Source organism: Anaeromassilibacillus senegalensis (assembly GCF_001261775.1).
Lineage (GTDB): Bacteria > Bacillota > Clostridia > Oscillospirales > Acutalibacteraceae > Anaeromassilibacillus > Anaeromassilibacillus senegalensis.
In genome coordinates, this window is record NZ_LN868536.1 from 298,942 (window position 1) to 324,681 (window position 25,740).

Annotated in this window: 25 protein-coding genes; 17 read left to right on the forward strand and 8 right to left on the reverse strand. The window is 56.2% G+C overall.

Going from position 1 to position 25,740, the window contains the following annotated elements; all coding sequences use genetic code 11:
- Nucleotides 1-113: 113 nt before the first annotated feature.
- The 4 genes from BN2106_RS03725 (at nt 114) to BN2106_RS03740 (ending at nt 3,062) form a co-directional block, all read left to right on the forward strand.
- Complete coding sequence (locus BN2106_RS03725) at nt 114-1,067, forward strand: ABC transporter ATP-binding protein (RefSeq protein WP_050697232.1); 954 nt, start codon at nt 114-116, stop codon at nt 1,065-1,067.
- The gene (locus tag BN2106_RS03730) at nt 1,054-1,857 is read left to right on the forward strand and encodes an ABC transporter permease subunit (protein ID WP_050697233.1); all 804 of its coding nucleotides are present in this window, start codon (nt 1,054-1,056) and stop codon (nt 1,855-1,857) included. The genes BN2106_RS03725 and BN2106_RS03730 overlap by 14 nt, the downstream gene beginning before the upstream one ends.
- Before the next feature lie 89 nt (nt 1,858-1,946).
- Complete coding sequence (locus BN2106_RS03735; RefSeq protein ID WP_050697234.1) at nt 1,947-2,786, forward strand: PHP domain-containing protein; 840 nt, start codon at nt 1,947-1,949, stop codon at nt 2,784-2,786.
- Nucleotides 2,787-2,807: 21 nt separating this feature from the next.
- Nucleotides 2,808-3,062: a TIGR03905 family TSCPD domain-containing protein gene (locus tag BN2106_RS03740; protein WP_050697235.1), complete on the forward strand. Its 255-nt coding sequence runs from the start codon at nt 2,808-2,810 to the stop codon at nt 3,060-3,062.
- Nucleotides 3,063-3,134: 72 nt separating this feature from the next.
- Here the strand turns inward: BN2106_RS03740 and BN2106_RS16435 are convergent, their stop codons facing one another.
- Complete coding sequence (locus BN2106_RS16435; RefSeq protein ID WP_195891775.1) at nt 3,135-3,296, reverse strand: hypothetical protein; 162 nt, start codon at nt 3,294-3,296, stop codon at nt 3,135-3,137.
- A 202-nt stretch (nt 3,297-3,498) separates the two neighbouring features.
- Here BN2106_RS16435 and BN2106_RS03745 point away from each other — a divergent pair, with 202 nt between their 5' ends.
- The 3 genes from BN2106_RS03745 to BN2106_RS03755 all read left to right on the forward strand — a co-directional run bounded on the left by BN2106_RS03745 (nt 3,499) and on the right by BN2106_RS03755 (nt 5,642).
- Complete coding sequence (locus BN2106_RS03745; protein ID WP_050697236.1) at nt 3,499-3,867, forward strand: UvrB/UvrC motif-containing protein; 369 nt, start codon at nt 3,499-3,501, stop codon at nt 3,865-3,867.
- Nucleotides 3,854-4,882: an ATP--guanido phosphotransferase gene (locus BN2106_RS03750; protein ID WP_242846241.1), complete on the forward strand. Its 1,029-nt coding sequence runs from the start codon at nt 3,854-3,856 to the stop codon at nt 4,880-4,882. The genes BN2106_RS03745 and BN2106_RS03750 overlap by 14 nt, the downstream gene beginning before the upstream one ends.
- A 106-nt stretch (nt 4,883-4,988) precedes the next feature.
- Complete coding sequence (locus BN2106_RS03755; protein ID WP_050697238.1) at nt 4,989-5,642, forward strand: hypothetical protein; 654 nt, start codon at nt 4,989-4,991, stop codon at nt 5,640-5,642.
- Nucleotides 5,643-5,776: 134 nt separating this feature from the next.
- Here the strand turns inward: BN2106_RS03755 and trpS are convergent, their stop codons facing one another.
- From trpS to BN2106_RS03770, 3 genes are all read right to left on the reverse strand, one after another.
- Entirely contained in the window at nt 5,777-6,781 is a 1,005-nt protein-coding gene (trpS, locus tag BN2106_RS03760) for a tryptophan--tRNA ligase (RefSeq protein WP_050697239.1), read from the reverse strand.
- A 10-nt stretch (nt 6,782-6,791) separates the two neighbouring features.
- Entirely contained in the window at nt 6,792-7,982 is a 1,191-nt protein-coding gene (locus BN2106_RS03765) for an aminotransferase-like domain-containing protein (RefSeq protein WP_050697240.1), read from the reverse strand.
- Nucleotides 7,983-8,088: 106 nt separating this feature from the next.
- Nucleotides 8,089-8,295: a DUF1540 domain-containing protein gene (locus BN2106_RS03770; RefSeq protein ID WP_050697241.1), complete on the reverse strand. Its 207-nt coding sequence runs from the start codon at nt 8,293-8,295 to the stop codon at nt 8,089-8,091.
- 118 nt (nt 8,296-8,413) lie between these two features.
- Between BN2106_RS03770 and BN2106_RS03775 the strand changes: the two genes are divergently transcribed.
- The 6 genes from BN2106_RS03775 to BN2106_RS03800 all read left to right on the forward strand — a co-directional run bounded on the left by BN2106_RS03775 (nt 8,414) and on the right by BN2106_RS03800 (nt 16,155).
- The gene (locus BN2106_RS03775) at nt 8,414-8,638 is read left to right on the forward strand and encodes a helix-turn-helix domain-containing protein (protein WP_050697242.1); all 225 of its coding nucleotides are present in this window, start codon (nt 8,414-8,416) and stop codon (nt 8,636-8,638) included.
- A gap of 297 nt (nt 8,639-8,935) precedes the next feature.
- Nucleotides 8,936-11,368 (forward strand): SpoIIE family protein phosphatase, encoded by a 2,433-nt coding sequence (locus tag BN2106_RS03780; RefSeq protein WP_082236349.1) that lies wholly within the window; start codon nt 8,936-8,938, stop codon nt 11,366-11,368.
- Nucleotides 11,369-11,577: 209 nt separating this feature from the next.
- Entirely contained in the window at nt 11,578-12,138 is a 561-nt protein-coding gene (locus BN2106_RS03785; protein WP_050697243.1) for a DUF3795 domain-containing protein, read from the forward strand.
- A gap of 207 nt (nt 12,139-12,345) precedes the next feature.
- The gene (locus BN2106_RS03790) at nt 12,346-12,846 is read left to right on the forward strand and encodes an RNA polymerase sigma factor (RefSeq protein WP_050697244.1); all 501 of its coding nucleotides are present in this window, start codon (nt 12,346-12,348) and stop codon (nt 12,844-12,846) included.
- On the forward strand, nt 12,843-13,742 hold the full coding sequence (locus tag BN2106_RS03795; protein WP_074017399.1) for an RsiV family protein: 900 nt from the start codon (nt 12,843-12,845) through the stop codon (nt 13,740-13,742). The genes BN2106_RS03790 and BN2106_RS03795 overlap by 4 nt, the downstream gene beginning before the upstream one ends.
- A 250-nt stretch (nt 13,743-13,992) precedes the next feature.
- The gene (locus BN2106_RS03800) at nt 13,993-16,155 is read left to right on the forward strand and encodes a P-type ATPase actuator domain-containing protein (RefSeq protein ID WP_050697245.1); all 2,163 of its coding nucleotides are present in this window, start codon (nt 13,993-13,995) and stop codon (nt 16,153-16,155) included.
- Nucleotides 16,156-16,188: 33 nt separating this feature from the next.
- Here the strand turns inward: BN2106_RS03800 and BN2106_RS03805 are convergent, their stop codons facing one another.
- Nucleotides 16,189-16,413 (reverse strand): heavy-metal-associated domain-containing protein, encoded by a 225-nt coding sequence (locus BN2106_RS03805; RefSeq protein WP_050697246.1) that lies wholly within the window; start codon nt 16,411-16,413, stop codon nt 16,189-16,191.
- A 453-nt stretch (nt 16,414-16,866) separates the two neighbouring features.
- Here BN2106_RS03805 and BN2106_RS03810 point away from each other — a divergent pair, with 453 nt between their 5' ends.
- Nucleotides 16,867-18,000 (forward strand): LCP family protein, encoded by a 1,134-nt coding sequence (locus BN2106_RS03810; protein WP_050697247.1) that lies wholly within the window; start codon nt 16,867-16,869, stop codon nt 17,998-18,000.
- Nucleotides 18,001-18,059: 59 nt separating this feature from the next.
- On the opposite strand, the gene BN2106_RS03815 is transcribed toward BN2106_RS03810, so the two are convergent.
- Entirely contained in the window at nt 18,060-18,590 is a 531-nt protein-coding gene (locus BN2106_RS03815) for a helix-turn-helix domain-containing protein (protein WP_050697248.1), read from the reverse strand.
- 296 nt (nt 18,591-18,886) lie between these two features.
- Here BN2106_RS03815 and metG point away from each other — a divergent pair, with 296 nt between their 5' ends.
- From metG to BN2106_RS03830, 3 genes are read left to right on the forward strand one after another with little or no spacing between them, the layout of a single operon-like run.
- On the forward strand, nt 18,887-20,827 hold the full coding sequence (gene metG, locus BN2106_RS03820) for a methionine--tRNA ligase (RefSeq protein ID WP_050697249.1): 1,941 nt from the start codon (nt 18,887-18,889) through the stop codon (nt 20,825-20,827).
- Between the two features lie 24 nt (nt 20,828-20,851).
- The gene (locus BN2106_RS03825; RefSeq protein WP_050697250.1) at nt 20,852-21,637 is read left to right on the forward strand and encodes a TatD family hydrolase; all 786 of its coding nucleotides are present in this window, start codon (nt 20,852-20,854) and stop codon (nt 21,635-21,637) included.
- Nucleotides 21,637-22,287 carry a TatD family nuclease-associated radical SAM protein gene (locus BN2106_RS03830; RefSeq protein WP_050697251.1) on the forward strand — a complete coding sequence of 217 codons (651 nt, stop codon included), beginning with the start codon at nt 21,637-21,639 and terminating at the stop codon, nt 22,285-22,287. Before BN2106_RS03825 ends, BN2106_RS03830 begins: the two co-directional genes overlap by 1 nt.
- A gap of 373 nt (nt 22,288-22,660) precedes the next feature.
- Here BN2106_RS03830 and eutH read toward each other — a convergent pair whose 3' ends face one another.
- Together eutH and BN2106_RS03840 are read right to left on the reverse strand one after the other, a co-directional pair.
- Complete coding sequence (eutH, locus tag BN2106_RS03835; protein ID WP_050697252.1) at nt 22,661-23,746, reverse strand: ethanolamine utilization protein EutH; 1,086 nt, start codon at nt 23,744-23,746, stop codon at nt 22,661-22,663.
- Nucleotides 23,747-23,752: 6 nt separating this feature from the next.
- Nucleotides 23,753-25,543, reverse strand: a complete 1,791-nt coding sequence (locus BN2106_RS03840; RefSeq protein WP_074017401.1) for a M24 family metallopeptidase — start codon at nt 25,541-25,543, stop codon at nt 23,753-23,755.
- Nucleotides 25,544-25,740: the final 197 nt, after the last annotated feature.

Consider the following 25,740-nt stretch of genomic DNA (forward strand, 5'->3'; position numbering starts at 1 on the left):
GAGGGGAAATTGATAGAGGGGCTCTTTGCGGAAGAACCCCGTTGGAATGGGGGCGTGTTGTACGCCCCTGTTCTTTTATATCATGAACCAAGAACCGAAAGGGGGACTGCGTTTTGGATGCGGTCACTGCGGTGCAATTATCGAAAACCTATGGAACCGTGGAAGCGGTTAAACATTTAAATTTACAGATTCCGCAGGGCGGTGTGTTCGGCCTGCTGGGAACGGACGGCGCGGGAAAAACCACGGTTGTCCGGCTGCTCTCCGGCCTGACAAAGCCCAGTGATGGGACTTGCAGCATTCTGGGGGTGTCCCCGGCGGAAAATCCCGTCGGCGTGCACCAGCGCTGCGGCGTGATGGTCGACAGTGCCAAGCCGTACGCACATATGACAGGGGAACAGAACCTGGTCTTTTTTGCGGAGGCCGCGGGCTTGCGGGAGAAGGACGCCTCCCGGCGCGCTTCAGAGCTGATGAAGGAGCTGGAGCTCTGGGATGCGCGCGATCTGCCCGTCCACCGGTACTCCACGGGGATGCTGCAAAAATTGTCTTTGGCCAGGGCGCTGGTGCACTATCCCAGCGTTCTTCTGCTGGACGAACCGACCAGCGGCTTGGATTACGAGAGCGCCAAGGCTGTCAACGCGCTTGTTTCCCGCTATGCGGAGCGGTCGGATACCACGGTGCTTCTCTGTACGCGCCAGCTCTACTATGCCCAGCACGTCTGCACGGATTTTGGAATCCTGCGGGAAGGGGAACTGATTGCTTCCGGGGATTTTCAGACGCTGTGCGAGACGGCGGGCTGCCGCGTCCACGCGGAATTCCGCCTGAAAGACGGGGATACGCTGGAGCAATTCAAACTGGATGAAACCACGGCCTCCTCCCTGCGGCAGCGCGGCAGCTGGTGGCGCGTGGAGCTTCGGGATGAGGATGAGATGCCCGGGTTGCTGCGCGGTATGATGGAACAGGGCCATGAAGTGTTGGAAGCGCGTCTGGTGCAGCCGACATTGGAGGAAGTCTATCAAGTCTATGCGGGACGCAGCCGAAAGGAGGAGAAGCAGGATGACGCCGTCTGAACATGCGCTGATCAAAAAAGACCTGATTGAAATCTGGAACTCCAAAATGGCGCGCGCCACGCTGATTGCGGTGCCGGTGCTGCTGGTGATCGTACTGCCGTCGCTTTTCCTCGCAATGGTCCGCCTGGTGCCCATGGAACAGGCGGAAGGCGTTGAGAAGATGCTGACCCTCCTGCCGGAAAGCGCGTCTGGCTACAACTTGCAGCAGGGAATCTACCACATTCTGACCAACCTGCTGTTCCCGCTGTTTTATCTGATCATCCCGCTGACGGCGTCCGCCGTCTCTGCCTCCTGCATTTTTGTTGGGGAGAAGGAGCGCAGCACCATTGAGACCCTGCTGCTGACCCCGCTGCGGGTGCGGCAGATTTTCCGCGCCAAGCTGAGCGGCTGCATGTTTCTTTCCTTTTTATGCTCTGCCATATCGTTTGCGGCGCTGACCATTGTCGTTTCGGTCGGGGATGTCATGCTGGGCTTGCCGTTCTTTGTCAACTGGGAATGGCTGGCCATTATCTTTTTGCTGGCGCCGAGCCTGACGGTGTTCGGCGTGCTGTTCATGGTATTCAGCTTCAACCGGAGCAGCAACCGGTTGGAATCGTTCCAAATGGTGGCATATGCGGCACTCCCGCTGATCCTGCTGTACATTGGACAGTTCGCGGGCTTTTTCCGCGTCGATGCGTGGGGGCTGACGGGCTTTTCCATCGCATTCTGGCTGTTGGACCTGATCCTCTGGTTCATCGATCGAAAGACCTTCCTGCCAGAAAAGTTTCTGTATCAGCCGCCGGAGGTGTAAAATCCCGCGGCGCCTTTGCTTGTTTTGCAATGCGATTTGTATTATAATGGATCTATCAGGGAATGAGCGGATTCAAATGAGGTGATAGGATGGCGGCAGATTTGCATTGCCATACAAAAATGTCCGATGGGTCCGTGAGCATTGAGGAATTGGTCCTGCTGGCGAAACAGAAAGGCGTTTCCACGATTGCGGTGACGGATCACGATACCTTTTCCGGCGCGGTGCGCGCCAAAATTTACGGCGAACGGCATGGGGTAGAGGTGCTTCCCGGCGCGGAATTCTCCTGCGTCGACCCCGCGACGGGACGCAAAGCGCATATCCTGTGCTATGGCTGCGCACATATGAACCGGCTGGAAGGCCTCTGCCGAAAGATCGGGGAGAGCCGCCGGCGGTCGGTGCAGATGTCTCTGCAAAAGGTGATGCGCATTTATCCCATTTCACAGGAAATGGTGGTGCACCGTGCCCACGGAAGTACCAATTTATTTAAACAGCATATCATGCACGCATTGATCGACGCGGGATACGCGGACAGCTTTTATGGAACCGTTTATCAGAAGTTGTTTCGTCCGCGAACCGGTTTGGCGTACTGCAAAACGGAGTATCCGGACGTACACGACGTCATCCGGCAGATCCATGCGGCGGGCGGACTTGCCATGCTGGCGCATCCGCCTGTGTATGACAGCTTCGATTTGCTGGAGCAGCTTGCGCAGGACCGCGAAATAGAAGGTGTGGAGGTCTGGCATACGCGCCATACGGAGGAAGACGAAGCGCGGATCCGGCAAATCGCGGAGCAATACGATTTGCTGAAAACCGGGGGGACAGATTTTCATGGAATGTACAGCAAACTTCCGCATCCGATTGGCTCGTGTACAACGCCGGAAGATTCGCTGGAACAATTGAGAGAGCGGATCCGGCGCAATCCATTATAAATTTTTCTGGGAGTTGACAGAATGCAATATACATACAAAACACGCGGCGTTTGTTCCTCGGAGATTCATCTGGAGCTCGATGGGGAGATTGTCAAGTCTGTCCAGTTTGTCGGCGGCTGCAATGGGAACCTCAAGGGCATTTCGTCGCTGATTGCAGGAATGAAAGTGGATGATGTCATCGAACGCTGTAAAGGAATTCAGTGTGGGTTCAAGCCGACCTCTTGTCCGGATCAGCTTGCACGTGCGCTGACAGAGGCCAAGGCGCGGCAGGAATAACGGAAGGCTTGTCCGGACGATGGGAAAAGGAAAAGGGGCTGCGCTTGATGCAGCCCCTTTTCGTTGCGGAGATTAGCAGCAGCCGTTGCCACAGCCACAGCCGTTGTCGCAGCCACAATTGTTGCCACAGCCGCAGCCGCCTTCGTTACCACAGCCACAGAACAGAAGGATGATGATGAGGATGATGATCCAAGAACAACCGCCGCCGCAGCCACCTAAGAAATTGTTACACATAATTGTTTGCCTCCTTTTTTGATTTACAATATAGTATATTGCGAGGAGGCAAAAGGTGTTACAACGAATTTTTTGAAAGCGCTTTGCAGTGGATCCGGCGCGGCACGGATATATTGAACCGGCAGTTTGTATATAGATAGAAAATGCGAAAACAATTTCTGAGCGAATGGCGTTCGCTTGAACAGAATGGAGGAATGGGCCTATGGCACCGATACATCCCGAAAGCGGACGGAAATCCGTCCCGGCGCATGTGCGCGTGGTAGTGGACATCCACTGCCCTGTATGCGGCGCGTCGTTTGACGATATTGTCCGCGGCGGCCATGCAGGCTGCGCCGAATGTTACCACACCTTCTATGAGCGGCTGGCCCCGATGATCCAGCGTATCCATGGGGAAGTTGTCCATTGCGGCAAAGTTCCCGGGGCAAATCTGCCTCAGCCCCGGCAGGGCAGCCAGCTGATGGTGAAGCGCCGCGCATTGCGCGAGGCGATCAATACCCAGAACTTTGAGTATGCCGCCGCGCTGCGCGATCAAATCAAAGCGCTGGAAGGAGGGGAAGATGCCGATGAATAAATGGTACGAGCAGGGCGGGGAGCAGGAAGACGTCGTAATCAGTACGCGCATCCGCCTGGCGCGCAGCCTGCCGGGCTATCCCTATCCGCAGCGGATGAACGCCGCGGGCCGCCGCCAGATTGAACAGATGGTTTTTGAAGCTGCCACCGATGAGAACACGGCGGTCGGCCACCAGTTCGCCTACCAGAGCATGGAAGAAATTGCCCGTATGGAGGGGCTTTCCCTTGCAGAACGCCGTCTGGTACGCCCGGATTTTCCGGCGAGCCGGCAGGGCGGTCTGTTGTTTACGCAGGATGAAGCGGTTTCCCTGGTAGTAAACGATGAGGACCATTTGCGCATTCAGGTGTTCCACGCGGGCCTGGATCTGGAAAATGCCTATGCGGAGGCCGACCGGATGGACACCATTCTCGATAAGGCGCTGCACTTTGCTTTTGACACGAAGCTGGGCTATCTGACGCAGGACCCGCAGAATCTTGGGACGGGAATGCGGGCTTCCCTGTTGCTGCATCTGCCGGCGCTACACGAGAACGGTTCCCTGGGCCGCATCGCGGCGGGTCTCGCCAAACTGGGCCTGTCCCTGGAGGAGGAACCGTTCGATACAGAGCAGGAGAGCGAGGGGACCGCGCGGTACCTGCTTTCCAACCGGCTGACGCTGGGGCTTTCCGAGGAGGACGCCCTGCGGAACCTGAAGAGCATTGCTCAGCAGCTGCTGGTGCAGGAGCGCACTGCCCGCCTGACACTGGCGGAAAAGCTGGAGGTACAGGACGCGGTTAGCCGCGCGCTGGGGGTTTTGCAGAATGCGCGAATGATCAGCAATCAGGAAATGGCGAGTCTGCTGTACAGCGTACGTTTTGGCGTGGCGACGGGCCTGCTCTCCGGCGTGGCCTATGAAAAGCTGGACGCCCTGTTGATGGAGCTACAGCCCGCCACCCTGACGCTGGCATGCGGCAGGAGGCTTACACAGTCGCAGCGGGAAAGCCTGCGCGCGGAGATCATTCACCGTGTCCTCGTTTAATCGGGTCCGTCGGGGGAAACTTGCATTTGTGCGGCCCGCGCTATATAATGGAGAAAAATTGAGGATCAGCTGATTTCAGCGGCTCCCCAGGGAAGAAGGGAACGCAATGCCAAACCAAAAAGAAAACCAAACGGAACTGGCTGCCGCGCTGTTTCATACCATCGGCGGGGCGGTCCCGCACCCGTATGAACTGGAGGGCAGGGCCAGGCAGCTTACACAGGAGCTTGGGGATCAGACGCGCGTACTTTTAAAAATAGTAGAATTGTGCAGTCCGCCCGCAACGCCGGCGCAGCTCTATTTATCGACCAAGGCATACAGCTGGCTGGGCGGAACATACAGCAGCCAGGCTGCAAAATGCGCGGCGGCCTATCTGGCAACGGACGGTTGGACGGACCTGCCACGCAAAACAGTGGGGGAGGATGGGATTCCGGTCAACGGTGCGGCGGCGAGCCGCGCGTCTGTTGTGGCGGATCTTGCCGCGGCGGAACAGGCGCTGGGAAAAGCGGAAGCCTCTCTTTCACACTATCTGGAAGCATACCGGCTGGAGCCGTACCGCGCTATGTTTGCCATCAAGGCGGCAGACAGCATGGTATCGCTCGGCCGCAGGGAGGAAGCGCTGACCTTTTTGCGTGGGCAGCGGCAGAACCGTTACTATACCCCGGTAAAATACAAGGACGCGCAGGGGAATGTCGCCCGGAACGATACGTTTCGAGAACTGCTCAACGCGCATATCCTCAAACTGGAGGCGGCTGTATCATAAAAACTGCTGCAAAGGCGATTCAATGAAACGCGAAGAGCATTCCTAAAACAATATGAAAATGCCCGCGATATCCATTTAACTGGATTTCGCGGGCATTTTTATGCCGTACATATTGAAAAGGGGAGCCCTTTTGCTTATTGTACGTAACCGATTTTTTTCATGACCTTGCGCAGGGTACGGATCGAAATGGCCAGCGCTTTTTCCGCGCTGTCGCGGTAGCACTGCTGCAAATAATCCTTGTTTTTGATGTAGTCCGCATACCGCTCCTGAATGGGACGAAGGTGCTCGACCACCGCTTCGCCTACGGCAGTTTTAAAATCGCCGTAGCCTTTTCCTGCAAATTCCTGCTCGATCTGCTCAAAGGTGCGGCCGGTGATGGAGGAGTAAATGCCCATCAGGTTGTTTACGCCGTCTTTGCCTTCCGCGTAGTGGACGCTGGCCTCGCTGTCCGTGACGGCCCGCTTGAACTTGCGCAGAATATCCTCCGGTTTGTCCAGCAGCGCAACATAGCTGTTGGCGTTTTCATCGGATTTGCTCATCTTGCGGGACGGGTCCTGCAAAGACATCACGCGTGCGCCGTTCTTTGGAATGTACGGGTCCGGCACCACAAAGGTGGGGCTGTACAGGCCGTTGAAGCGCTCCGCAATGTTGCGGGTCAGCTCCAGATGCTGTTTCTGGTCCGCCCCCACGGGCACCAGGTCCGCCTGGTACAGCAGGATATCCGCTGCCATCAGGGCCGGATAGGTGAACAGACCCGCGTTGATGTTGTCCGCATGTTTGGCGGATTTATCCTTAAACTGCGTCATGCGGGACAACTCGCCGAACTGCGTGTAGCAGTTTAAAATCCAGGCCAGCTCCGCATGCGTGTGGACATGGCTCTGCATGAAGAAAATGCTCTTGTCGAGGTCTACGCCGCAGGCCAGCAGCAGGGCGTAGGCCTCCAATATATTGTGGCGGAATTTGGCGGGTTCCTGCCGCACGGTAATGGTATGCAGGTCCGCGAGGGCAAAAATGCAGTTGAACTCATCCTGCATCGCCGTCCAGTTTTTCAGTGCGCCCAAATAGTTGCCCAGGGTAATGGTGCCGCTTGGCTGGATCGCGCTGAATATGACCTTTTTGCGTTCGGTATTCTGTTCCATGAAGCCCTCCTTACAGCACATCCTTGGCGAGCTGGCCAAGAATCTCAATGCCCTTGACGAGCTGTTCGTCCGTCGGGCTGGAATAGTTGATGCGGAAGCTCTGGCAGGGCGCACTTTCGTCGGTCAGGAACGCGTTGCCCGGCACGACGCAGACCTTGCGCAGGACCGCCTGCTTGCTGAACGCGGGCATATCCACACCGTCCGGCAGGGTGCACCACATGAAAAGGCCGCCTTCAAACGGATTGTATGTAATCTTGTTGGGGACCAGGCATTCGTCCATTTTGCGGAGGGCGAGCGCGGATTTTGCACGGTACAGCTCGCGCAAATGCTCCAGATGTGCCTCAAAATCATATTTGGTAATGAATTCGTCGCAGATAATCTGGCTCCACATGGAGGTGTGCACGTCCGCGCCCTGCTTGCAGACGATCATCTTCTGCAGCAGGTCCTTCGGCGCGATCGCATACCCGACGCGCATGCCGGGAGAAATCACCTTACTGAAGGTGCCCGCATAGACGACAATGCCGTCCTCGTCCATGGATTTGATTGTCGGAATATAGTCGCCTTTAATGCGCAGGTCGCCATACGGGTTATCTTCCAGAATCAGGACGTTATACTGCTTCGCCAGCGCGTATAGTTGCTTGCGCTTCTCCAGGCTCATGGTAATGCCGGAGGGATTCTGGAAATTCGGAATGGTATAGATGTATTTGGCGTTCTTTTCTTCTTTGAGCGCCTGCTCCAGCGCATCCATATTCATGCCGTCGGCATCCATCGGGACGCCGCGCAGGCGGGCGTTATAGGAACGGAACGTATTCAGTGAACCGATAAAGCTCGGCGCTTCACACAGGACGACGTCTCCTTCATTACATAGAGACTTCGTAAACAGATCCATGACCTGCTGTGCGCCGGAGGTGATGAGGATGTCGTCAAACGCGCGGCCCACGTTGTGCTTTTCCTTCATATAGGCAGAGACATGCTGGCGCAGCGGCACGTAGCCCTCTGTCAGGCCGTACTGCAGCGCGTCAATCGGATGCTCCAGCAGAATGCGGGCGGAAATTTCAGAAATTTCCTTGGCCGGGAACGCTTCCGGGGCGGGATTGCCGGCGGAGAGGGAAACCACGGTGGGGTCGGCGGCATACTTGAAGATTTCGCGGATCGCAGACGGCTTGAGCGTCTGCACGCGATCGGAAAAACGATAGTCCATAACACAGGATCCTTTCACAATTTCATATATTGTTAAGTTTATCATAATTTCCCTTTTCCGTAAAGGCTGGGATGGGTGATACAGAGGATTACGATCAATGTAAGTTTTAGAAATAATTGTCTTTTTCAAGCTGTTCCAATTGTTCTATACGCTTTTGAGCTAAATCTTCTTCCGTAAAGTAAATCTGAATATAGGATTCGCATAGTCCAATATTATCTATTGAAATTGAGTTTAAGCTGCAATGACCGTTTTTCCAATATAGACATAAATCATATGCACAGGAAATAACTGGCGGCAAAAAAATATACTCCATTATTTTTTGTTCCTCCTAATATGCATAATTGCACCTAATTAAGTGCAATTATACAACAAATCTGCGTTACGATCAACCCATCATTTTGCGCGGGTAAATGGACTCTGGAGGAATAACGATGGATTTTTCGTATGAAAAGGCGATGGGAGAACAGATCAGAAAGCTGCGGGAGCAGCGCGGCTGGACACAGGAGATGCTTTCTGCAAAGCTGCAAACCGCAGGCTGCGATATTACACGAAGCGCCTTGGCAAAGATTGAAGTGGGACAGCGGCACATCTACCCGCAGGAAATTAAAGCATTGCAAAACATCCTGCAGGTCCCGTATGAGTTGCTATTTGTATAATGATGGCGAAATTTACAGAATGTATAGAAAGAGGCCGTGAATCAGGAGATTCACGGTCTTTTTTAACGGCATGCTTTGTAAATATAAAACAAAATGCTACAGCGTGACAGAAAGACTGATTTGAATTTTTTCTTATACAGCACGGAAATACAGGCAGCTCTCCGACGGGAAAGCGCAGAATATTACACTACGTTGTGACAAAACATTCCATATACTTATTGTATAATGTTCGCAATGACCCCGAAAAAATGTACAAGCAGTATGGCGGGAGACCCTGACAAAAGGAGAGCGGTAACCATGATAAGAGAAAAAGCGGCGGCACAGGTCCCAGAGGGCGCGGGGGGACAGCCGCCGGTCTCCGCGCCCAACCGGCGGGCGGAACTGGAAAACTGGATGGCGGTCCTGCTGCCAACGGCCAAAGCCGTGGGGCGGCAGCTGATCTTTTTTGCGATCGGCCTGCTCAGCGCGCGCGGCGTCGTATTTGGAAAATACGCACCTTTCGGTGTGGCAGCGGTGGCGGCTGCGCCGTATCACAGCATGTGGAGCACCGTGCTGGGTTGTGCAATCGGTTATCTGCTCCCTTCTTCTGTGGGGATTCCCATTCATTATCTGGCGGCCATTCTTGCCGCCGCCGCAATCCGATGGACCATGAATGATCTGGTCCGTATCCGGCAGCATCCAGTCTTTGCGCCGCTGACGGCCTTTTTGCCGACCTTCTGTACCGGCATGGCGCTGGCGGTGGTCAACGGATCCACCTCGATGGCAACCGCGATGTACCTGGCGGAATCTCTGCTGGCGGGCGGTGCGGCCTATTTTATGTCACATGCCGTTTCGGCGCTCGGTTCCCGGCGCGGGATTTCAGGGCTGAGCGGGCAGGAAGTCGCCTGCGCACTGCTCTCAATGGGTGTGCTGCTGCTGGCGCTTTCTGATTTGACACTGGGCGGAATTTCCGCAGGACATATCATTGCGGTGGTGGGCATCCTGTTCGCCGCCAAGTACGGCGGCGTAGCGGGCGGCGGTATCTCCGGCATTGCGGTGGGGACACTGTTCAGCCTTTCTACCTCCGGACTGAATTATCTCTCCGGCGCGTATGCGCTGGGCGGCCTGATGGCGGGCGTGTTCTCGCCGGTGGGACGGCTGGCCTCCGCGGTTGCTTTTGTCATTGCCAACGGTGTCGCCTCACTGCAGGTGGGCAACCAGGCGGCGGTGGTCAACGGGCTGTATGAGGTCATGGCGGCATCGATTCTCTTTATGATTTTACCCAAGGATGCGGGGAACCGTCTGGTGGGCATGCTCTCCAGCGGGGACGACCGTCCCAGGACGGATGGCCTGCGCCGTTCCGTCATTATGAAGCTCGACTACGCGGCCAAAGCACTCAGCGGCGTTTCCGAATCCGTGGAGGAGGTCAGCCGCAAGCTCTGCGCCACCTGTGCGCCGGACATCAACGGCGTATATAAGCGGGCCATCGATGAAACCTGTATGGGCTGCGGCCTGAAAGTGTACTGCTGGGAGCGCAATTACAGCGACAGCATGAACGCCTTTAACGACCTGACTTTAAAGCTGCGCAAACGCAGCCGGGTCGACCGCACGGACTTCTGCCCGCAGTTTGCCACGCATTGCAGCCGCCTGGGAGAAATCGTGGACAGCGTCAACAAAAATTACGCGGAATTCAGTATGCGGGAAGCCGTAGAAGGCCGTTTGGCGCAGGTGCGCGGCATGGTGGCAACCCAATTTACCACGACCAGCCGCATGCTGGAAGACATGGCGGGCGAAATGGAGCTATTTGAACGGTTTGACTTTGCCGCGGCCCAGAGAGTGGCGGAGGTCTTGCGCACGGCGGGCGTTACGCCGATCGAAGTGAGCTGCCGGGTGGACCAGTTTAACCGCATGTCCATTGAGGTGGAGGCCATGCAGGTGGAGCGGCTGCGGATGAACCGCGGCGCTTTGATGAAGGAAATCTCCCGCGCGTGCGGAAAATTGTTTGAGACGCCCTGCATCAGCACGGCGCAGGGAAAGTGCCGCATGCAGATGAGCGAGCGGCCCATATACCGGGTGCAGACAGGCTGTGCCCAGCATGTCTGCGGCAACGGACAGCTCTGCGGGGACAGCTATTCGCTGTTTAACGACGGCTGCGGACGGCAGGTGGCGATCATCAGCGACGGTATGGGTTCAGGCGGCAGAGCCGCGGTGGACGGCGCAATGGCGAGCGGCATCCTCTCCCAGCTGATCAAGGCGGGCATTGGCTTTGATACCTCGCTGAAAATCGTCAACTCCGCACTGGTGGTCAAGAGCGGAGACGAGTCCCTGGCGACTGTGGACATGGCGGTCCTCGACCTGTTCAGCGGCAGCCTGGAGGTGCGCAAAGCGGGCGCGCCGATCACGATCCTGCGCAAGAACGGACAGGCCAGGCGCGTGGATGCGCCCTCCCTGCCGGTCGGCATTCTCAACGAAACCCGGTTTGCCAAAGCCAATGAAATTCTGGAAGAGGGCGACCTGCTTGTCATGATGAGCGACGGCGCGCTTGCGGCGGGCGACGAGTGGGTCTGTGAATCGGTCGAGCAGTGGCAGGGACAGGACGCGCAGGATTTGGCGGATGAGCTGGTGGCAAGCGCGGTCGCCAGAAGGTCCGACGGCCATGACGACGATATCACCGTCGTGGTAATGCGGATGACGGTTCCCAAACAGATTCCCAAAAAGGAAGAGGATGACGAACCGGAAGAGGTTGCGTAAAAAGAGTATACTATTTGTATAAAACGTGAGGGTTTGCCTCCTGGTAAAATGAATAGATGAAGAACCCCCCGGATGCGGCAGTCCGGGGGGTTCTTCGCGTGGGGCTGACAATATATGGTTGATCTTGACAGCGCAAACGTTCGGCTTTAGAGTAGAAACAGGACGATATAGAGACGTTGCAAAACCACTTGTGAAACGAGGAGAAAGAGATGAAAAATTATCACAGACAGCATCCCTGTTTTGCTCTTTGCGGCCTGAACTGTGGCCTGTGTCCCATCCACCATATGAAGAACGGCTGCCCCGGATGCGGCGGCGGGGAAGGGCACCAGAAATGTGCGATTGTCACTTGCAGCCTGCAGCATGGCGGCATGGAATATTGTTTTCAATGTGAGCAATACCCCTGCGATAAATATCGAAACTTTGCGGATTATGACAGCTTTTTAACACATCAGACACAAAAACGGGAGTTTGAACGGGCCAGGAAAATTGGTTTGGAGGCGTATCTGGATGAGCTGCGCGAAAAGATGCGGATACTGGAGCAGTTGCTGGCCCAGTACAACGATGGGAGGCGCAAAAGCTTTTTCTGCCTTGCGGTCAACCTTCTGCCGCTGCGGGATACGCGGGCTGTCATGAAACAAATACAGGAGCAGGAGACGGATGCGATGGAGATTAAGGAAAAATCCGCCCTCGCGGTCCGTTTGTTTAACGCTGCAGCGGCAGAGCGCGGCGTGCTTTTAAAGTTAAAGAAGAAGCCAAAGGAGAAAAAATAAAATCTTTATGAATTTGTCCTGTTTATGGTGAAAAAGAGAAAGAACGGCGTTTTCAAAGAGCTTTTCCATCCGTTTGGCGTGAAAAGGATTTTTTGTTAGCTTCAGAGGTAGAAAATTTGACAATTTTACTGATGGAACAATAAATGTCAGACTTACTGCGCAGGTCAACAGTCTAAAATGGTAAAGTGGAATGAGAGTAGGGATGACATGGAACTGCGTGAAGAACTGGTGGCGTTCCTCACAGAAAACCAGGAAAAATTTTACCGCCTGGCGTTCAGTTATATGCACAGCAAGGACGGGGCGCTGGATGCAATCCAGAATGCAATTGTCCGGGCGCTCCAGCACTATCAGGACCTGCGGAACGAGGCGTATCTGAAAACCTGGTTTTATCGAATCCTGGTGAATGAATGCTGTACCTATCTGCGCAAAAGCGGGCGGGAACGCCTGTATGAACCGGAAGTGCTGCAATGGAAACAGGACAGGCAGCAGGAACAACAGGATCCGGAATGGGAATCGGATTTGGAAGTTTATGAACGGGTGATAGAATTGCCGGAAGAGAAGCGGACGGTTGTTCTGCTTCGTTTTTACGAGGGACTCTCTCTGCAGGAGATTTCCAAGGTGACCAACACGTCGCTCAGCACGGTCAAGTACCGGCTTTACGCCGCCCTGAAACAACTGAAGAGAAGTCTGACGGAGGTATCACAATGAATCTGGAACAGAAGGTGCTTCAATCCCAAAGGGTCTACAATAGAATGGAAATCCCAATGGAGCTGGGCATGATGGTAGCGGGCGCAATTCGGAGCGTGCCGGGGAATATCACGCCGCTGCCGGTGAAAACCAAGAAGACGCGGTGGCGCAAAGCGGTCGCTGCTGTTGCCGCGGTGTTGCTTTGCTTTACCGCGGGACTGAATGCCAGCGAGGCGTTTGCGGAAGCGGTCAGCAAGGTGCCGGTTTTAGGCGACCTCTCCCGTGTGCTCACCTTCCGGGAATATCGCTGGAAGGACAATGACAAATCCATGCACATTGCCGTGCCCCAAATCCAGACGGAAGAGGGGGAGTCCTCCGCATTGGTGGGGGACATCAATGCGGAAATCGAACGAATTGTGGAAGCTTATAAAGAGGAAGCCGAGCAGCGGATTGCGGAGTATAAAGAAGCGTTTATTGCAACAGGGGGCACGGAAGAAGAGTTTGCACAGAAGAACATCAAGGTGAACGTGGATTATTCGGTAAAATATGAGTCGCAAGATTGTCTTTCACTGGTTTTGTCTGCGGATGAGGATTGGTCCGGCGCCTATGGCGTACAATATTACTACAATCTGGACCTGAAAGAAGGCCGAAAGCTGACGCTGAGCGACCTGTTGGGTGACGACTATGTGCAGACTGCAAACGCCGAGATTAAGAGGCAGATGCAGGAGCGCCTGGCGGCAGACCCGGAACTGGTGTATTTTGATGGAAGCAACGGCATGCAGGGGTTCACCACAGTGGATGAAAATACAAATTTCTATATCAGTCAGAAGGGCAATCCTGTGGTGGTGTTTGAAAAGTATGCGATCGCCCCCGGCGCGTTCGGTGTACAGGAATTTGAAATACAAGCGCAGGCTTAAAATAAAATATTCCCCACGGAAAAAGGATCTGTATCACAATGTGCGTTTGCATAAAATTTTGGCAGGATAAGAGCGATCTCCCCCCGCGTATCACGCGGGGGGAGATCGCTCATTTAACCGGTTTTTCATGCATTTTGTCAATTGTGATACGGATTTATTTTCTTTTGGAACAGGACAGGAAGCGCCTGCATATACTGCATTGTTCTGATATAGAGAGAAATTCGTGCGATAAGAGGGAGGGCGAACGACAATGGCAAACCGGGAAAACCGGCCATATGGCCTGACAGCGGAACAGGTCCGCATCCGGCAGACGCTGCACGGAAAAAACGACTGGGACCGCGTACATAAAAACGGGGTGTTTTACCGGATCTGGCGCAGGCTCCGGACGCCCGGCCCTCTGCTTTTGCTTGCAGCGGCATGCGCACTGTTGCTGCTGGAGCGGTTTGCCGGAGCAGCGGCCCTGCTTGCCGCCGCGGTTTTATATGTTTGTTCCGCGCCGTTTCTGGAGTGGAGAGCATCGCGCACCGCGGCGCTGTGGGACGGCGTACATGCACCGGCAGTTCCTGTGATCCGGGAGGGGAAGGAACAGCGCGTACTGCAAGTGGAGCTGGTGCCCGGCGATCTGGTCCTGCTCTGCGAGGGCATGTCTGTGCCCGCCGACGGCATCCTGCTGCGCGCGGACGGGCTTTCTGTAGACGAATCCAACCTGCCATGGGAGAACACGGATGTGAAAAAGACGGTTTCCTCTGACGAAATGTCCGGGGACTGCTGCTATGCGGGCAGCCAGGTCCTGAGGGGACGCGGCCTGCTGCGTGTGGAGCAGACCGGCATGGAGACGGTGTATGCGCAAAGCCTGCACTTGCCGGCTCCCACTGTCATGCAGAAGAAAGACGGCGCGATGCTGCGCCTTTGTCTGGGGATTGCCGCTGTTTCGTTCCTGCTGGCCTTTGCACTGGCGTTCTGGAAGCTGGCGGGGACGGAAATCCGTTTGCTCAACTCGGTTGTGTATGGGCTGACCGCGGCGCTCGCCGCCTTGCCGGTGGAGCTGCCTCTGGTGCATACGGCAATTTTTTTCCTCCATGCGGAGCGTCTGCGGCAGAACCAAATGCCTGTGAGAAACCTGGCGGCGGTGGAAAAGCTGGGAGAAGTTACCGCGCTTTGCGTCGACCAGACCGGCTGCCCCTTTGCGGACCGCACGGCGGTGCGTGCCTTGTGGGCACTGGACGGCGACACACAGAATCTGTATGAATTGTTAAAGGAAGAAGAAGCGGCGTTTTCCTATCTTTTTCCGAACGGCTGTAAGCTTTCCGGGCAGGTCAAGCGCCTGAATGGCCATGATACGGTTGTATTTACGGGAACGGCGGCGGAACTGCTGCCGTATTGCGCTTTGACGGATACGGAACAGCAGGCGGTCCGGCAGCGGGAGACAGAGCTGGAAAAACGCGGTTTGCAGGTTGCCGCTTATGCCGCTGCGGACCGGAAGGAAGATGCCGGGCAGGCTCCGCTGCACCTGGTTGGACTCATCGCGTATGCGCCGCTGCAGGGCCATTCGGAGCAGGAACTCGCGGCGTGCAGGCTGGCGGGGCTTCATACGATCCATCTGCAGGAGGCGGCAGGCTCCGGAGAACCGGAGCACGGCGCGTTCTATTGTGCCAGCTTTTGCGAAAAGCGAAGGGTCATAGAAGCGTTGAAGGCGGGCGGAGAGAGTCCCGCGGCAGTGGGATACAGCGCCGCCGCGTTAAAAAACGCCGATCTGCGGGTAGCGGTTGCCGGGCAGGGGAGCGGGGATTTGTGGAACGGTGCGGACATTGTGCTGCTGGGCGGAAGGCTTTCTGCCTTTGCGGATGCCGTGCAGGAGGGCAGGCGCGCCTGCCGGGCGGTCCGGCAAGCGGATGGATTGCTGGGAGCAATCCACCTTCCGCTGGTCCTTTCCGCTGTGCTTTTTCCTTTGTTCGGCACGTTCCTGCTGCCGCTTTTGTATGTGCTGCTGCTGGAATGTATCGCCGGTGCGGCGTGTCTGTTGACCTCTGCTCCCCGAATGCAGCGGCCAAATAAAAAACGTTGGGCCTTACAGGGCGTTTCACTCTGGCTGGCCTGCTTCGGTTCTTTCCTTGCGGTGCTTTGGCAGAACCCGGGCAGCCTTTTGCCGGCGCTCAGCACCTGGTTTGCAGCGTTGTGCTTTGCGATTTTGTTCCTGGCGCTGTCCGGAGGGGCGGCTGGACCGGGCGCATGGGCGGCGGTCCTGATAACGGTTCTTGCGCTGGCTTTCTTTTTCTGCACGCCGCTCTGCCAGGTGTTTTGGCTGACGCCACTGTATGACAGCCAGCTGCTATTGGCTTTGCTTGCCGCAGTGGTTGCGGCATTCTGGCAGGATTGGGCCGGAGAAACAAAAAACGGCGGGAAGTGGAGCTAAAGCTCCGCTCTCCCGCCGTTCTGCGATACCGTGTCAGTCGCCCAACTGATAGCCAGCCTCGCTGACCACATTGGAAATCCCGGAAAGGTCAATCTTCGACTCATCGTAGGTAACTTCCGCCGCTTTGTTCGCAAAGCTGACCTTGGCCTTTTTTACACCGTCGGCTGCCAGGAGCGCCCGCTCCAGATTTGCCGCACAATGCTCGCAATGCATGCCTAAAATGGACAATGTGACGTCTTTTTTTGTCTTACCAAACATAAAAACCCTTCCTTTCAATTACCCATATGTGCCGGAGTCTCTTTTCCCTATTTACAGAAATGCCATAGCCAAAGCGGAACCGGCAATGAGCAGCGCGCAAAAAGCTGCCAGGATTCGGACCATCCATTTGCGTAGGTCCGCACGGGCCATGCGCTTCTTCTTTGTCTGCATGTAAACTCCTCCAGCCTATTTTAATGGAATTTGTTTGATTTTTCAATAGGTGTGTTTCGAATTCCTATTATAGTACCTTTATGCCCGGGAATTGTTACAATATTCTTAATTCTTATGGTTCTCAGGTTTACATAAAAGTTGACAGAAACCCGCCTGTGCAATACAATAGAAATTATTCGGAAAAGAAGATGCAAGATTTTTGCGTTCTAAGTTGTATTGTCTTTGAAGCGTGAGAATATAAGGAAGAATCAAAAAGCTCTTTGATGGCTTAGGAGTGAAAAAATGAGCAACAGGAATGTTCCCCCGCGTGGGTCCCGTGACATTTACAGCAGTAGCAAGCGCCCCCGCGTCAATCAGGGGGAAATCGACCGCTACAATTATGTGGATCGGGATATTTATAGCAGCAGCAACAAGCGCGCCGCTGTGCAGAGCGCGCAAAAACGGAAAAAAAGCCGGCGTGGAAAAAAGAAGCGCGGCGGCGTCAGAATTTTGACGGCGTTCGTCTGTGTCCTGCTGGTGATGGTGTTGGGCGCCGCCGCCTATGCCGGCGTGATGATGAGCCGCCTGAGCCGCCCTGAAATCGATACCTCGCAGTATGAGGAACAGCCGGAGGCCGCGCCCTCCTGGGACGTCATCTCCAAGAACGGCGTGACGAATATTCTGCTGATCGGCGCAGACAACGGGGACGACGGCAACAGCCACCGTTCCGATACCACGATGCTGGTGTCCATCGACAACGAAACGAAAAAGATTCGACTGGTGTCTTTTTTACGCGACCTCTACCTGGAAATCCCGACCGTCGGCAAGACGAAGCTGAACGCCGCTTATGCCCACGGAGGGCCGGCGCTGACGATGCAGACGATTGAAAACAATTTCCGCGTCAACATTGATAAATATGTGTTGGTCGATTTTGACAATTTTGAGGCCATCATTGATAAGATGGGCGGTATCGATATCGATATGTCCGCCAAGGTGGCAAAAGAAGAGAACAGAAATATGGGCAGCAACCTGCACGAGGGCGTCAACCATCTGGATGGACGCCTTGCCCTCTACTATGCACGTATCCGTGCGACGGACAGCGACTTCGGGCGCACCGGGCGGCAGCGGCAGGTGATTGAGGCAATGATTACCCGCATGAAGGAGCTGAACCCTGTGGAGTTCAGCAAACTGATTTACGACTATCTGCCCTATGTGGAAACCAACCTGGGTGATGGCGACCTGCTTGCGCTGGCGGCCATCGCGCCTGCCGCGATGGGGTTTGAAATGGAAACCATGGCGGTGCCGAATCCTGATACCTATGAGGATCAGACCATCAAGGGCAGCGGCATGGTGCTGGTGCCGGACCTGCCGGAAAACTGCGCGCTGCTGCGCGAGTTCCTGTATGGAAAAGACGGCATGCCGGATTCCAACGAATAAAACAAAAAACAGGCTCCCGGCGCAGGTATGCGTGCCGGGAGCCTGTTTGATCTGGCGTCCTATGTTCTTTTGCGAAACAGCTTAAATAGAAAAAATCCGGAACAGACCGTCAAAATGCAGCCGGTGCCGATGATCGGCAGTTGCAGGCGCGCCACATCTGAATCCACGTAGAACCAGCCGCCGTCGTTGTATATGGGGGAGGTGCTCAGAAAGATCCCCAATCCGTTGGATCCGCAGATGAAGCAAAGTCCCAATATCAGTACCAGCAGCCAGCAGACCACTTGAATGTTCCGGCTCCATTTTTCACGCTCCGCCTCCGCAAGGCGGAAGGAATCCTTAACGGCCCGCGCCGCCTGTGCCTGCGGGATCTCCGGTACGGTGCTGCGTTCTCCCTGCATCAGCTCTAGAACGCTGACGTCCAGGACCTCCGCCAGCGGTTCCAGCAATTTGATATCGGGAAAACCGGCGCCGCGCTCCCATTTGGAAACGGCTTTGTCGGTCACGTCCAGCTTTTGTGCAAGCTCCGCCTGCGTCCAGTGCTTTTCCCTGCGCAGCTCTGCCACAAATGCGCCGAATTTTTGATTGTCCATAGGCTCCTCCGTTTGCCGCGTTTTTATGTGTGATATGTGGTTTTCTGTATCCAGCATACCAGCTTTTCGCACAAATGCCAACCGACGGAAAGTAGAATGGGGGAACCGGCGGGGGAAACCGCGCTCAAATCCTGCTTTTTGACTCATTCTGTCAGAAAACGGCATTCTGCAAACGTTCTTGAAAAAGAGGAAGGAAATGGGTATACTATATAGGATAAAACTCTGCACGCTTCCCCTGCAAACGCGATGGAACCCTGTGGAAACGTGTAAACTGAAACAGTAGGAGCGAAACAGTTATGGATCAGAAAACCTTTTATATCACCACGCCCATCTATTATCCCTCCGGAAAGGCGCACATCGGCCACAGCTATTGCACCGTCGCCAGCGATGCAATCGCGCGCTATAAGCGTTTGCAGGGTTACGACGTGATGTTCCTGACCGGTACCGACGAGCACGGGCAGAAGATTGAATTAAAGGCCGCCGAGGCGGGCGTGACGCCCAAAGAATATGTGGATCAGATTGTTGCGGGCTTTCAGGACCTGTGGAAGCTGTTGAACATCAGCAACGACCGCTTCATCCGCACTACGGACGAATACCACGTCAGGGCGGTGCAGCAAATTTTTAAGGCCCTCTACGACAAGGGCGAAATCTACAAAGGCAAGTACGAGGGCTGGTACTGTACCCCCTGTGAGGCCTTCTGGACGGAAACCCAGCTCAAGGACGGCAAATGTCCGGACTGTGGGCGCGAGGTCAAATGGGCCGAGGAGGAGGCGTATTTCTTCCGTCTGTCCAACTACGGGGACCGCATCCTGAAGCTCTATGAGGAGCATCCGGAATTCATCCAGCCGGAGAGCCGTAAAAACGAAATGATCAATTTCATCAAGCAGGGCCTGGGCGACCTGTGCGTTTCCCGCACCAGCTTTACCTGGGGCATCCCGGTGGACTTTGACCCGAAGCACGTCGTTTATGTCTGGTTGGACGCGCTTACCAACTACATTACCGCCATGGGCTACGGCTCCGGCGACGACTCCGACTATCAAAAATACTGGCCGGCGGATGTGCACTTTGTCGGCAAGGAGATTGTGCGCTTCCACACCATCATCTGGCCCGCCATGCTGATGGCGCTGGACCTCCCGCTTCCCAAACAGGTTTACGGCCATGGCTGGCTGCTGTTCGGCGACGGCACCAAGATGAGCAAGTCGAAGGGCAACGTTGTGGACCCGATGATTTTGTGCGACCGCTACGGCGTAGACGCCATTCGCTATTTCTTGCTGCGTGAAATTCCGTTCGGTTCCGACGGCGTGTTCACCAACGAAGCACTGATCAGCCGCATCAATTCCGACCTGGCGAACGATCTGGGCAACCTGCTCTCCCGCACCACGGCGATGGTGCAGAAGTATTTTGGCGGCACGATCCCGGCGGAGCACGAGGCGGGCGACCCGGACGGCGAGCTGGTCGCGATGGCCAGTGCGCTGCGCGGCAAATGCGATGCGGCGATTGACAGTTACCAGTTCTCCAACGCGCTGACGGAAATCTGGCGGTTAATTGCCCGCTCCAACAAATATATCGATGAGACCATGCCGTGGGCACTTGGCAAGGACGAGGCAAAAAAGGCCCGTCTGGCGGCGGTCCTGTACGACCTGTGCGAATGCCTGCGCATCATTTCCATCCTGATCACCCCGTTTATGCCGGAAACCGCGCCGAAGATCCAGCGGCAGCTGGGCGCACAGGCGGACGTCCTCACTTATGAAGCGGCGGCACAGTGGGGCCTGCTCCCGGCGGATGCTGCCATTACCAAGGGCGACACGCTCTTCCCGCGCATCGACATTGATAAGGAGATTGAGGAGCTGAACAACCTGATCCCCAATCCGATGGAGCAGAAGAAAGAAGAGAAGCCGCACATTGAGGGTTTGGCGCAGATCGGCATCGACGATTTTGCCAAGGTGGAGCTGCGCGTGGCGACGATCAAGGCCTGTGAGCCGGTTAAGCGCGCGAAAAAGCTTTTAAAGCTCACGCTGGACGACGGCGAGGGTGAGCGCATCGTGGCGTCCGGGATTGCCCAGTGGTACAAGCCGGAGGACCTCGTTGGACACAGCATCGTGCTGGTGGCGAACCTGAAGCCCGCAAAACTCTGCGGCGTGGAAAGCCAGGGGATGATTTTGGCGGCGGACGCGTCGGAGGACGACGTGCGCGTGCTCTTTGTGGACGGTATCCCGGCGGGCTCCCGCATCCACTGATTGATAGACAACAAAAGGAGTCACATGGAACGATTGATTTTTGATTCTCACGCCCATTATGACGACGATGCCTTCAATGAGGACCGCGCGGAACTGCTGTCCGGATTGCCGGAGCAGGGTGTCTGCCGGGTGCTCAACGTCGGCGCGGACTTACAAGGCTGCTATGACGCGGTGGAACTGGCTGCAAAATACCCGTATATTTATGCCGCGGTGGGCATCCATCCGGAATGCGTGCGCGATACGCCGGCGGATTCCCTGGAAAAGGTGGAATCCCTGCTGGCGGAACCAAAGGTTGTGGCGGTCGGCGAGATCGGCCTCGACTACCATTTTGAAGACAACGCCCCGCGGGAGGAGCAGATTCGATATTTTGAGGCGCAATTGGAACTTGCGGCGCGCCACAGCCTGCCCGTGGTCATTCACGACCGCGACGCGCATGGCGATACGATGGACATTCTGCGAAAATATAAGCCGCGCGGCGTACTGCACTGTTTTTCCGGCAGCGTGGAGATGGCGCGCGAGATCGTCAAGCTGGACATGTATATCGGACTGGGGGGCGCGGTCACGTTTAAAAACGCGCGCGTTCCCGTGGAAGTGGCGGCAGATCTCCCGCTGGACCGCATCCTGATGGAGACGGACGCGCCCTACATGGCGCCCGTGCCGTTCCGGGGCAAGCGCTGCCATTCCGCCCTGATTGCGCACACGGCGGCCCGCGTGGCGGAAATCCGCGGCATTTCCACAGAAGAGGTATTAAGGGCTTCGATGCGGAACGCCTCCCGGCTGTTCGGCATCCCGTTGGAGGAAAACGGCTGATGAGCAACAATATTGCCTATGTGCTGGGCCATACGCTCTACTTGAATATCACCAACCGCTGTCCGTGCGTCTGCGATTTCTGCATTCGCACGCACAGCAAAAGCGTCGGCTCCGGCGACAACCTTTGGCTGGACGAGGAGCCGCACCGCACCGACGTCATGAACGCGCTGGCGGAATACGACCTTGGCCGGTATCGCGAGCTGGTCTTCTGCGGCTACGGCGAACCGACCTGCCGTCTGGACGACCTGCTGTGGATTTGCAGGAAGGTCCGCGGCCTGCGCGACATTCCCATTCGCGTCAACACGAACGGGCTTTCCGATTTGATCAATGGCAGGAATACCGCGCCGGAATTCTATGGGCTGGTGGATGCGGTTTCTGTCAGCTTGAACGCCTCCTCGCCGGAAAAGTATGACGCAATCTGCCACTCCCGGTTTGGTCTGGACGCGCTGCCCGCCGTCCTGAAGTTTACAAAGGAAGTGGGCGAGTACGTGCCGGAGGTCATTATGACCGTGGTGGACAACGATACGCCGCGGGAAGAGCTGGACGCGTGCGAGGCGCTCTGCAAAGAGACAGGCGCCCAGTTCCGCGTGCGGCGTTACATCACCACCTATGAGGAGGAGGCGCAAAAGCCCGATCCGCAGATTTCATAAGAGAATATAAAAAAGCAGTGGGGCCGTTGCAAAACAGCTCATTATAAAAAGTTAAACAGAAAACACCTTTGAAAATGGCTTTTAAAGACCAGTTTTAAAGGTGTTTTCTTTTGTTACATACTGTTCCTTTTGCAACGACCCTGTAAATTTGCCCGGTAGCATAAACGGTCCGCAAAGAACCGTATCACTCGTTCCCACTCGCTCTTCTCGGAAGGAGGACCTCCGGTCGGGGCGCTCGTTAGAGGCTAAAGCTTCGCTCGGCGCTCTAAGCGGCTATCGCCGGAGGCGCGTGCCGACTACAAGTCCTCTGCCTTTGGAAACCGCCACCTTTTGGAAAGGTGGACAAACGCGTGTGGTGCGGATCCTATTCTTTTCATATGCCGTTCCCGGCCGGTTTCGCATTTTTTGTAAAAGCGCCCGCGAGAAGCAGGGCAGCGATTCCGCCAGCCAGCTTGCAGACGATGTATGCGCCAACTGACCCGCTCTCCACACTGGAGACAAATGCGAGCTGTCCGCCGAAGACAAACGCCCCGCTCACCGCAAAGGCTGCATTCAGAATTTTGCCGCGCGTATCCATCCGGCTGTATAGCGGAATCATGGAGACGCTCGTCGCCAGGCTGACGAACAGCCCGACGGCGGCATAGCGGTTGACGCCCAGTTTCTCCGCAACGGCGTCGATTGCGCCGCCGCAGTGGGACAGCAGCAGGCCGCAGGCGACGGTGGAGCCGCACAATGTTACGGCGATTTTAAAGACAATGACCAGCACCTCCTGGAAGAGCGCGCCTTCCGCAACCGACCAGGCAGGGACAAAAACGCCCAGTGTTACCAAACAGAACAGGAGGATACCCGCGATCCGCACCAGTTGTCCCAATCCGGACAGCACCCGAATGCAGCCGCGCGGAACCAGCCGCAGCGCCAGACAAAGCGCCGCACAGATCAGCAGGACGGGCCAGGAATTTGATGCCAGAACGGGGAGGGGAAGGCCCAACAGCAGCCCGCCGGCAACCAAAGCCACAGGCAGCACAATGATGCCCCATAAAACGCCCTGCATAAAACCGGGGACTTCATAACTGGGCAAACCGCCCAGGGAGATCGGCAGGACAAAGCTGATCAAACAGCCCAGCGTGGAAGATACCATCAGGCCGCTGAACAACGCCAGCGGTTGGGATGCCGCCAACTGGGTGGCAATCGCATAGCCGCCCATGTCCGGCGCGAGCAATGCTCCCGCGATCAGGGAAGGGTCGAACGGCAGAACGGCGGACAGCCCCGCAATAGTTTCCGGGTGAGAGCTGAGCGCCGTCACGGCGATACAATATACGCCGCTAATGGAGAGACAGAGCGGCCCCATCGAAGCCAGCCCGCGGTCAAATTCCTCCGCGACGCCCAGTTTCCCGCCGATGATCTTGTCTACCGCACCCAGCAGGGCAAACAGCAGCAGAATAACGATGAAGATGTTCATGCGGCCTTAACGGGAGAGCGGCGCGCAGGCGGTTTTCAGCCAGTCCTGCTCCTCCGGCGTCAGGCTGCTTTCCAGTGTTTTGTAAACCAGCGCGTGATACTCGTTGAGCCAGTCCAGTTCGTCGTTGTCCAACAGGTCGACCTTCACCGGTTTGACATCAATGGGACAGTAGGTGATCGGCTCAAAGCAGAGGAAGCGCCCGTATTCGGTGACGCCCCATTCTTTGCACAGCAGCTCGTTCTCGATGCGGATGCCCACCTTGCCTTCCTCATAGATGCCGGGTTCGTCCGTCACTGTCATGCCGGGCATAAACGCCACGTTATTGGTAATGCGCAGGTTCTGCGGGCCCTCGTGCACGCCGCCGACGAAGCCGACGCCGTGGCCGGTGCCGCAGCGGTAGTCGATGCCGTGGCGCCATACGGCGCTGCGGGCCATGATATCCAGGTTGCCGCCGGTGCAGCCCTCCAGGAAGACAACGCGCGCCAGGTCGATATGGCTTTTGAGAACCAATGTATAGAAGGTCTTTTCCTCATCGGTCAGCTCGCCCATCGTGTAGGTGCGGGTGATGTCCGTGGTGCCGTCCCGGAACTGCGCACCGCTGTCCACCAGCAGGAAGCCGTGCGGTTCCAGTTTCGCACAGGTTTCCGGCAGTGCGTGATAGTGCATCATGGCGGCGTTCGCGCCGTAGGCGGCGATGGTATCGAAGCTGTCGCCCAGGTTCAGCGGCTGCGCTTTGCGCAGGCCGGTCAGCATGTCCGCGACGTCGCATTCGGTCACGGTTTCCCCGGAAGCCATTTTCGCTTCCAAAGCCATTTGGAAGCGGACCATGGCAACGCCGTCCTTCACGTGCGCGTTTTTGATGTTCTGAATCTCCACCTCGTTTTTAACGCCCTTCAGCGGCTGGACCGGTTCTTCACCCGCCTGCAGCTTAATAGAAGCGTTGGCCTTCATCGCATGGTATAGCGTGTAGCTGGTTCCCTCCGGCTCGTATAGGGCGGTGACCGGCGTACGGACGGAGGCGATTGCGGAGGCGGCATCCTCATAGGGTGCAACCTGTACCCCCTCTGCGTTGAGTGTGGCTTCTACCTCGGCGGGGACACGCTTTTTGTTGATGAACAGTGTGGCGCTTTCCGGCAGCACCAGACAGTAGGAGAGGGGGAATGGGTTGTATGCGATGTCGTCCGCACGCAGGTTGAGCGTCCAGGCGACGCTTTCCAAACGGGAGAGCAGTGTGGCGTCCGCTCCCTGCTCCGCCAGCGCGTCGCGCAGCTGTTCCAGTTTTTCATGGGCGGTTTTGCCTGCGTATTCGGTTCCCAGCAGCCACGCGGTGGTAGCGGGCACGGGCGGGCGGCCTTCCCACAGGGGAGAAACGAAGTCGATGTCTTTTATTGTGATTTTCTTTTCTGCAAACTCCTTTTCCAGCTTCTCCACGGTGGAAATGGCGGTGATCATGCCGTCCAATCCCATCACGCCGCCCTGCGGCAGGTTCTCTGCCAGCCAGTCGGGGATTTCCGGCGTACCCTTGACGGCGACACGCATCAATTCGATGCCGCTGCCCGCCAATTGGTGCTCTGCCTGGATGAAATAACGCCCGTCCACCCACAGTGCGGCTTTTTCCGCCGTAACGGCCAGCGTGCCGACGGAGCCGGTAAAGCCGGAGAACCAGCTGCGCGCACCGTAGCAATCGGGCAGGTATTCGCTCATATGCGGGTCGGAAGAGGGGATCAGATAGCCGTCCACACCCGCGCTCTTCATCGCGGCGCGCAGGGCCGCAATGCGTTCAGGAACCGTTTTCATGAAAATTCCTTCTTTCTCTATGTTTCATTCCGGAACCCCGGAGTCGTTGATTCACAAGTTCCATTCTATCGCCGCCCGGCGGTTTGTGCAAGTGGAAAATACATTTCCTTACCGCTTGCAATGTGGATAAATTTAGTGTATATTAAAAACAGACAAATTTTAGGAATAGAACCGGGGCGGCTGCGGAGAATATTCCA

Bases quoted from the DNA above. Each gene is read 5' to 3' on its own strand.
- BN2106_RS03740 (WP_050697235.1), top strand. From the start codon at position 2,808: ATGCAATATACATACAAAACACGCGGCGTTTGTTCCTCGGAGATTCAT.
- BN2106_RS03730 (WP_050697233.1), top strand. From the start codon at position 1,054: ATGACGCCGTCTGAACATGCGCTGATCAAAAAAGACCTGATTGAAATC.
- BN2106_RS03765 (WP_050697240.1), bottom strand. From the start codon at position 7,982: ATGGACTATCGTTTTTCCGATCGCGTGCAGACGCTCAAGCCGTCTGCG.
- BN2106_RS03830 (WP_050697251.1), top strand. From the start codon at position 21,637: ATGAGCAACAATATTGCCTATGTGCTGGGCCATACGCTCTACTTGAAT.
- BN2106_RS03750 (WP_242846241.1), top strand. From the start codon at position 3,854: ATGCCGATGAATAAATGGTACGAGCAGGGCGGGGAGCAGGAAGACGTC.
- BN2106_RS16435 (WP_195891775.1), bottom strand. From the start codon at position 3,296: ATGTGTAACAATTTCTTAGGTGGCTGCGGCGGCGGTTGTTCTTGGATC.
- BN2106_RS03795 (WP_074017399.1), top strand. From the start codon at position 12,843: ATGAATCTGGAACAGAAGGTGCTTCAATCCCAAAGGGTCTACAATAGA.
- BN2106_RS03770 (WP_050697241.1), bottom strand. From the start codon at position 8,295: ATGGAGTATATTTTTTTGCCGCCAGTTATTTCCTGTGCATATGATTTA.
- BN2106_RS03735 (WP_050697234.1), top strand. From the start codon at position 1,947: ATGGCGGCAGATTTGCATTGCCATACAAAAATGTCCGATGGGTCCGTG.
- BN2106_RS03810 (WP_050697247.1), top strand. From the start codon at position 16,867: ATGAGCAACAGGAATGTTCCCCCGCGTGGGTCCCGTGACATTTACAGC.
- BN2106_RS03755 (WP_050697238.1), top strand. From the start codon at position 4,989: ATGCCAAACCAAAAAGAAAACCAAACGGAACTGGCTGCCGCGCTGTTT.
- BN2106_RS03800 (WP_050697245.1), top strand. From the start codon at position 13,993: ATGGCAAACCGGGAAAACCGGCCATATGGCCTGACAGCGGAACAGGTC.
- BN2106_RS03815 (WP_050697248.1), bottom strand. From the start codon at position 18,590: ATGGACAATCAAAAATTCGGCGCATTTGTGGCAGAGCTGCGCAGGGAA.
- BN2106_RS03745 (WP_050697236.1), top strand. From the start codon at position 3,499: ATGGCACCGATACATCCCGAAAGCGGACGGAAATCCGTCCCGGCGCAT.
- metG (WP_050697249.1), top strand. From the start codon at position 18,887: ATGGATCAGAAAACCTTTTATATCACCACGCCCATCTATTATCCCTCC.
- BN2106_RS03825 (WP_050697250.1), top strand. From the start codon at position 20,852: ATGGAACGATTGATTTTTGATTCTCACGCCCATTATGACGACGATGCC.
- eutH (WP_050697252.1), bottom strand. From the start codon at position 23,746: ATGAACATCTTCATCGTTATTCTGCTGCTGTTTGCCCTGCTGGGTGCG.
- BN2106_RS03840 (WP_074017401.1), bottom strand. From the start codon at position 25,543: ATGAAAACGGTTCCTGAACGCATTGCGGCCCTGCGCGCCGCGATGAAG.
- trpS (WP_050697239.1), bottom strand. From the start codon at position 6,781: ATGGAACAGAATACCGAACGCAAAAAGGTCATATTCAGCGCGATCCAG.
- BN2106_RS03775 (WP_050697242.1), top strand. From the start codon at position 8,414: ATGGATTTTTCGTATGAAAAGGCGATGGGAGAACAGATCAGAAAGCTG.
- BN2106_RS03780 (WP_082236349.1), top strand. From the start codon at position 8,936: ATGATAAGAGAAAAAGCGGCGGCACAGGTCCCAGAGGGCGCGGGGGGA.
- BN2106_RS03785 (WP_050697243.1), top strand. From the start codon at position 11,578: ATGAAAAATTATCACAGACAGCATCCCTGTTTTGCTCTTTGCGGCCTG.
- BN2106_RS03790 (WP_050697244.1), top strand. From the start codon at position 12,346: ATGGAACTGCGTGAAGAACTGGTGGCGTTCCTCACAGAAAACCAGGAA.
- BN2106_RS03805 (WP_050697246.1), bottom strand. From the start codon at position 16,413: ATGTTTGGTAAGACAAAAAAAGACGTCACATTGTCCATTTTAGGCATG.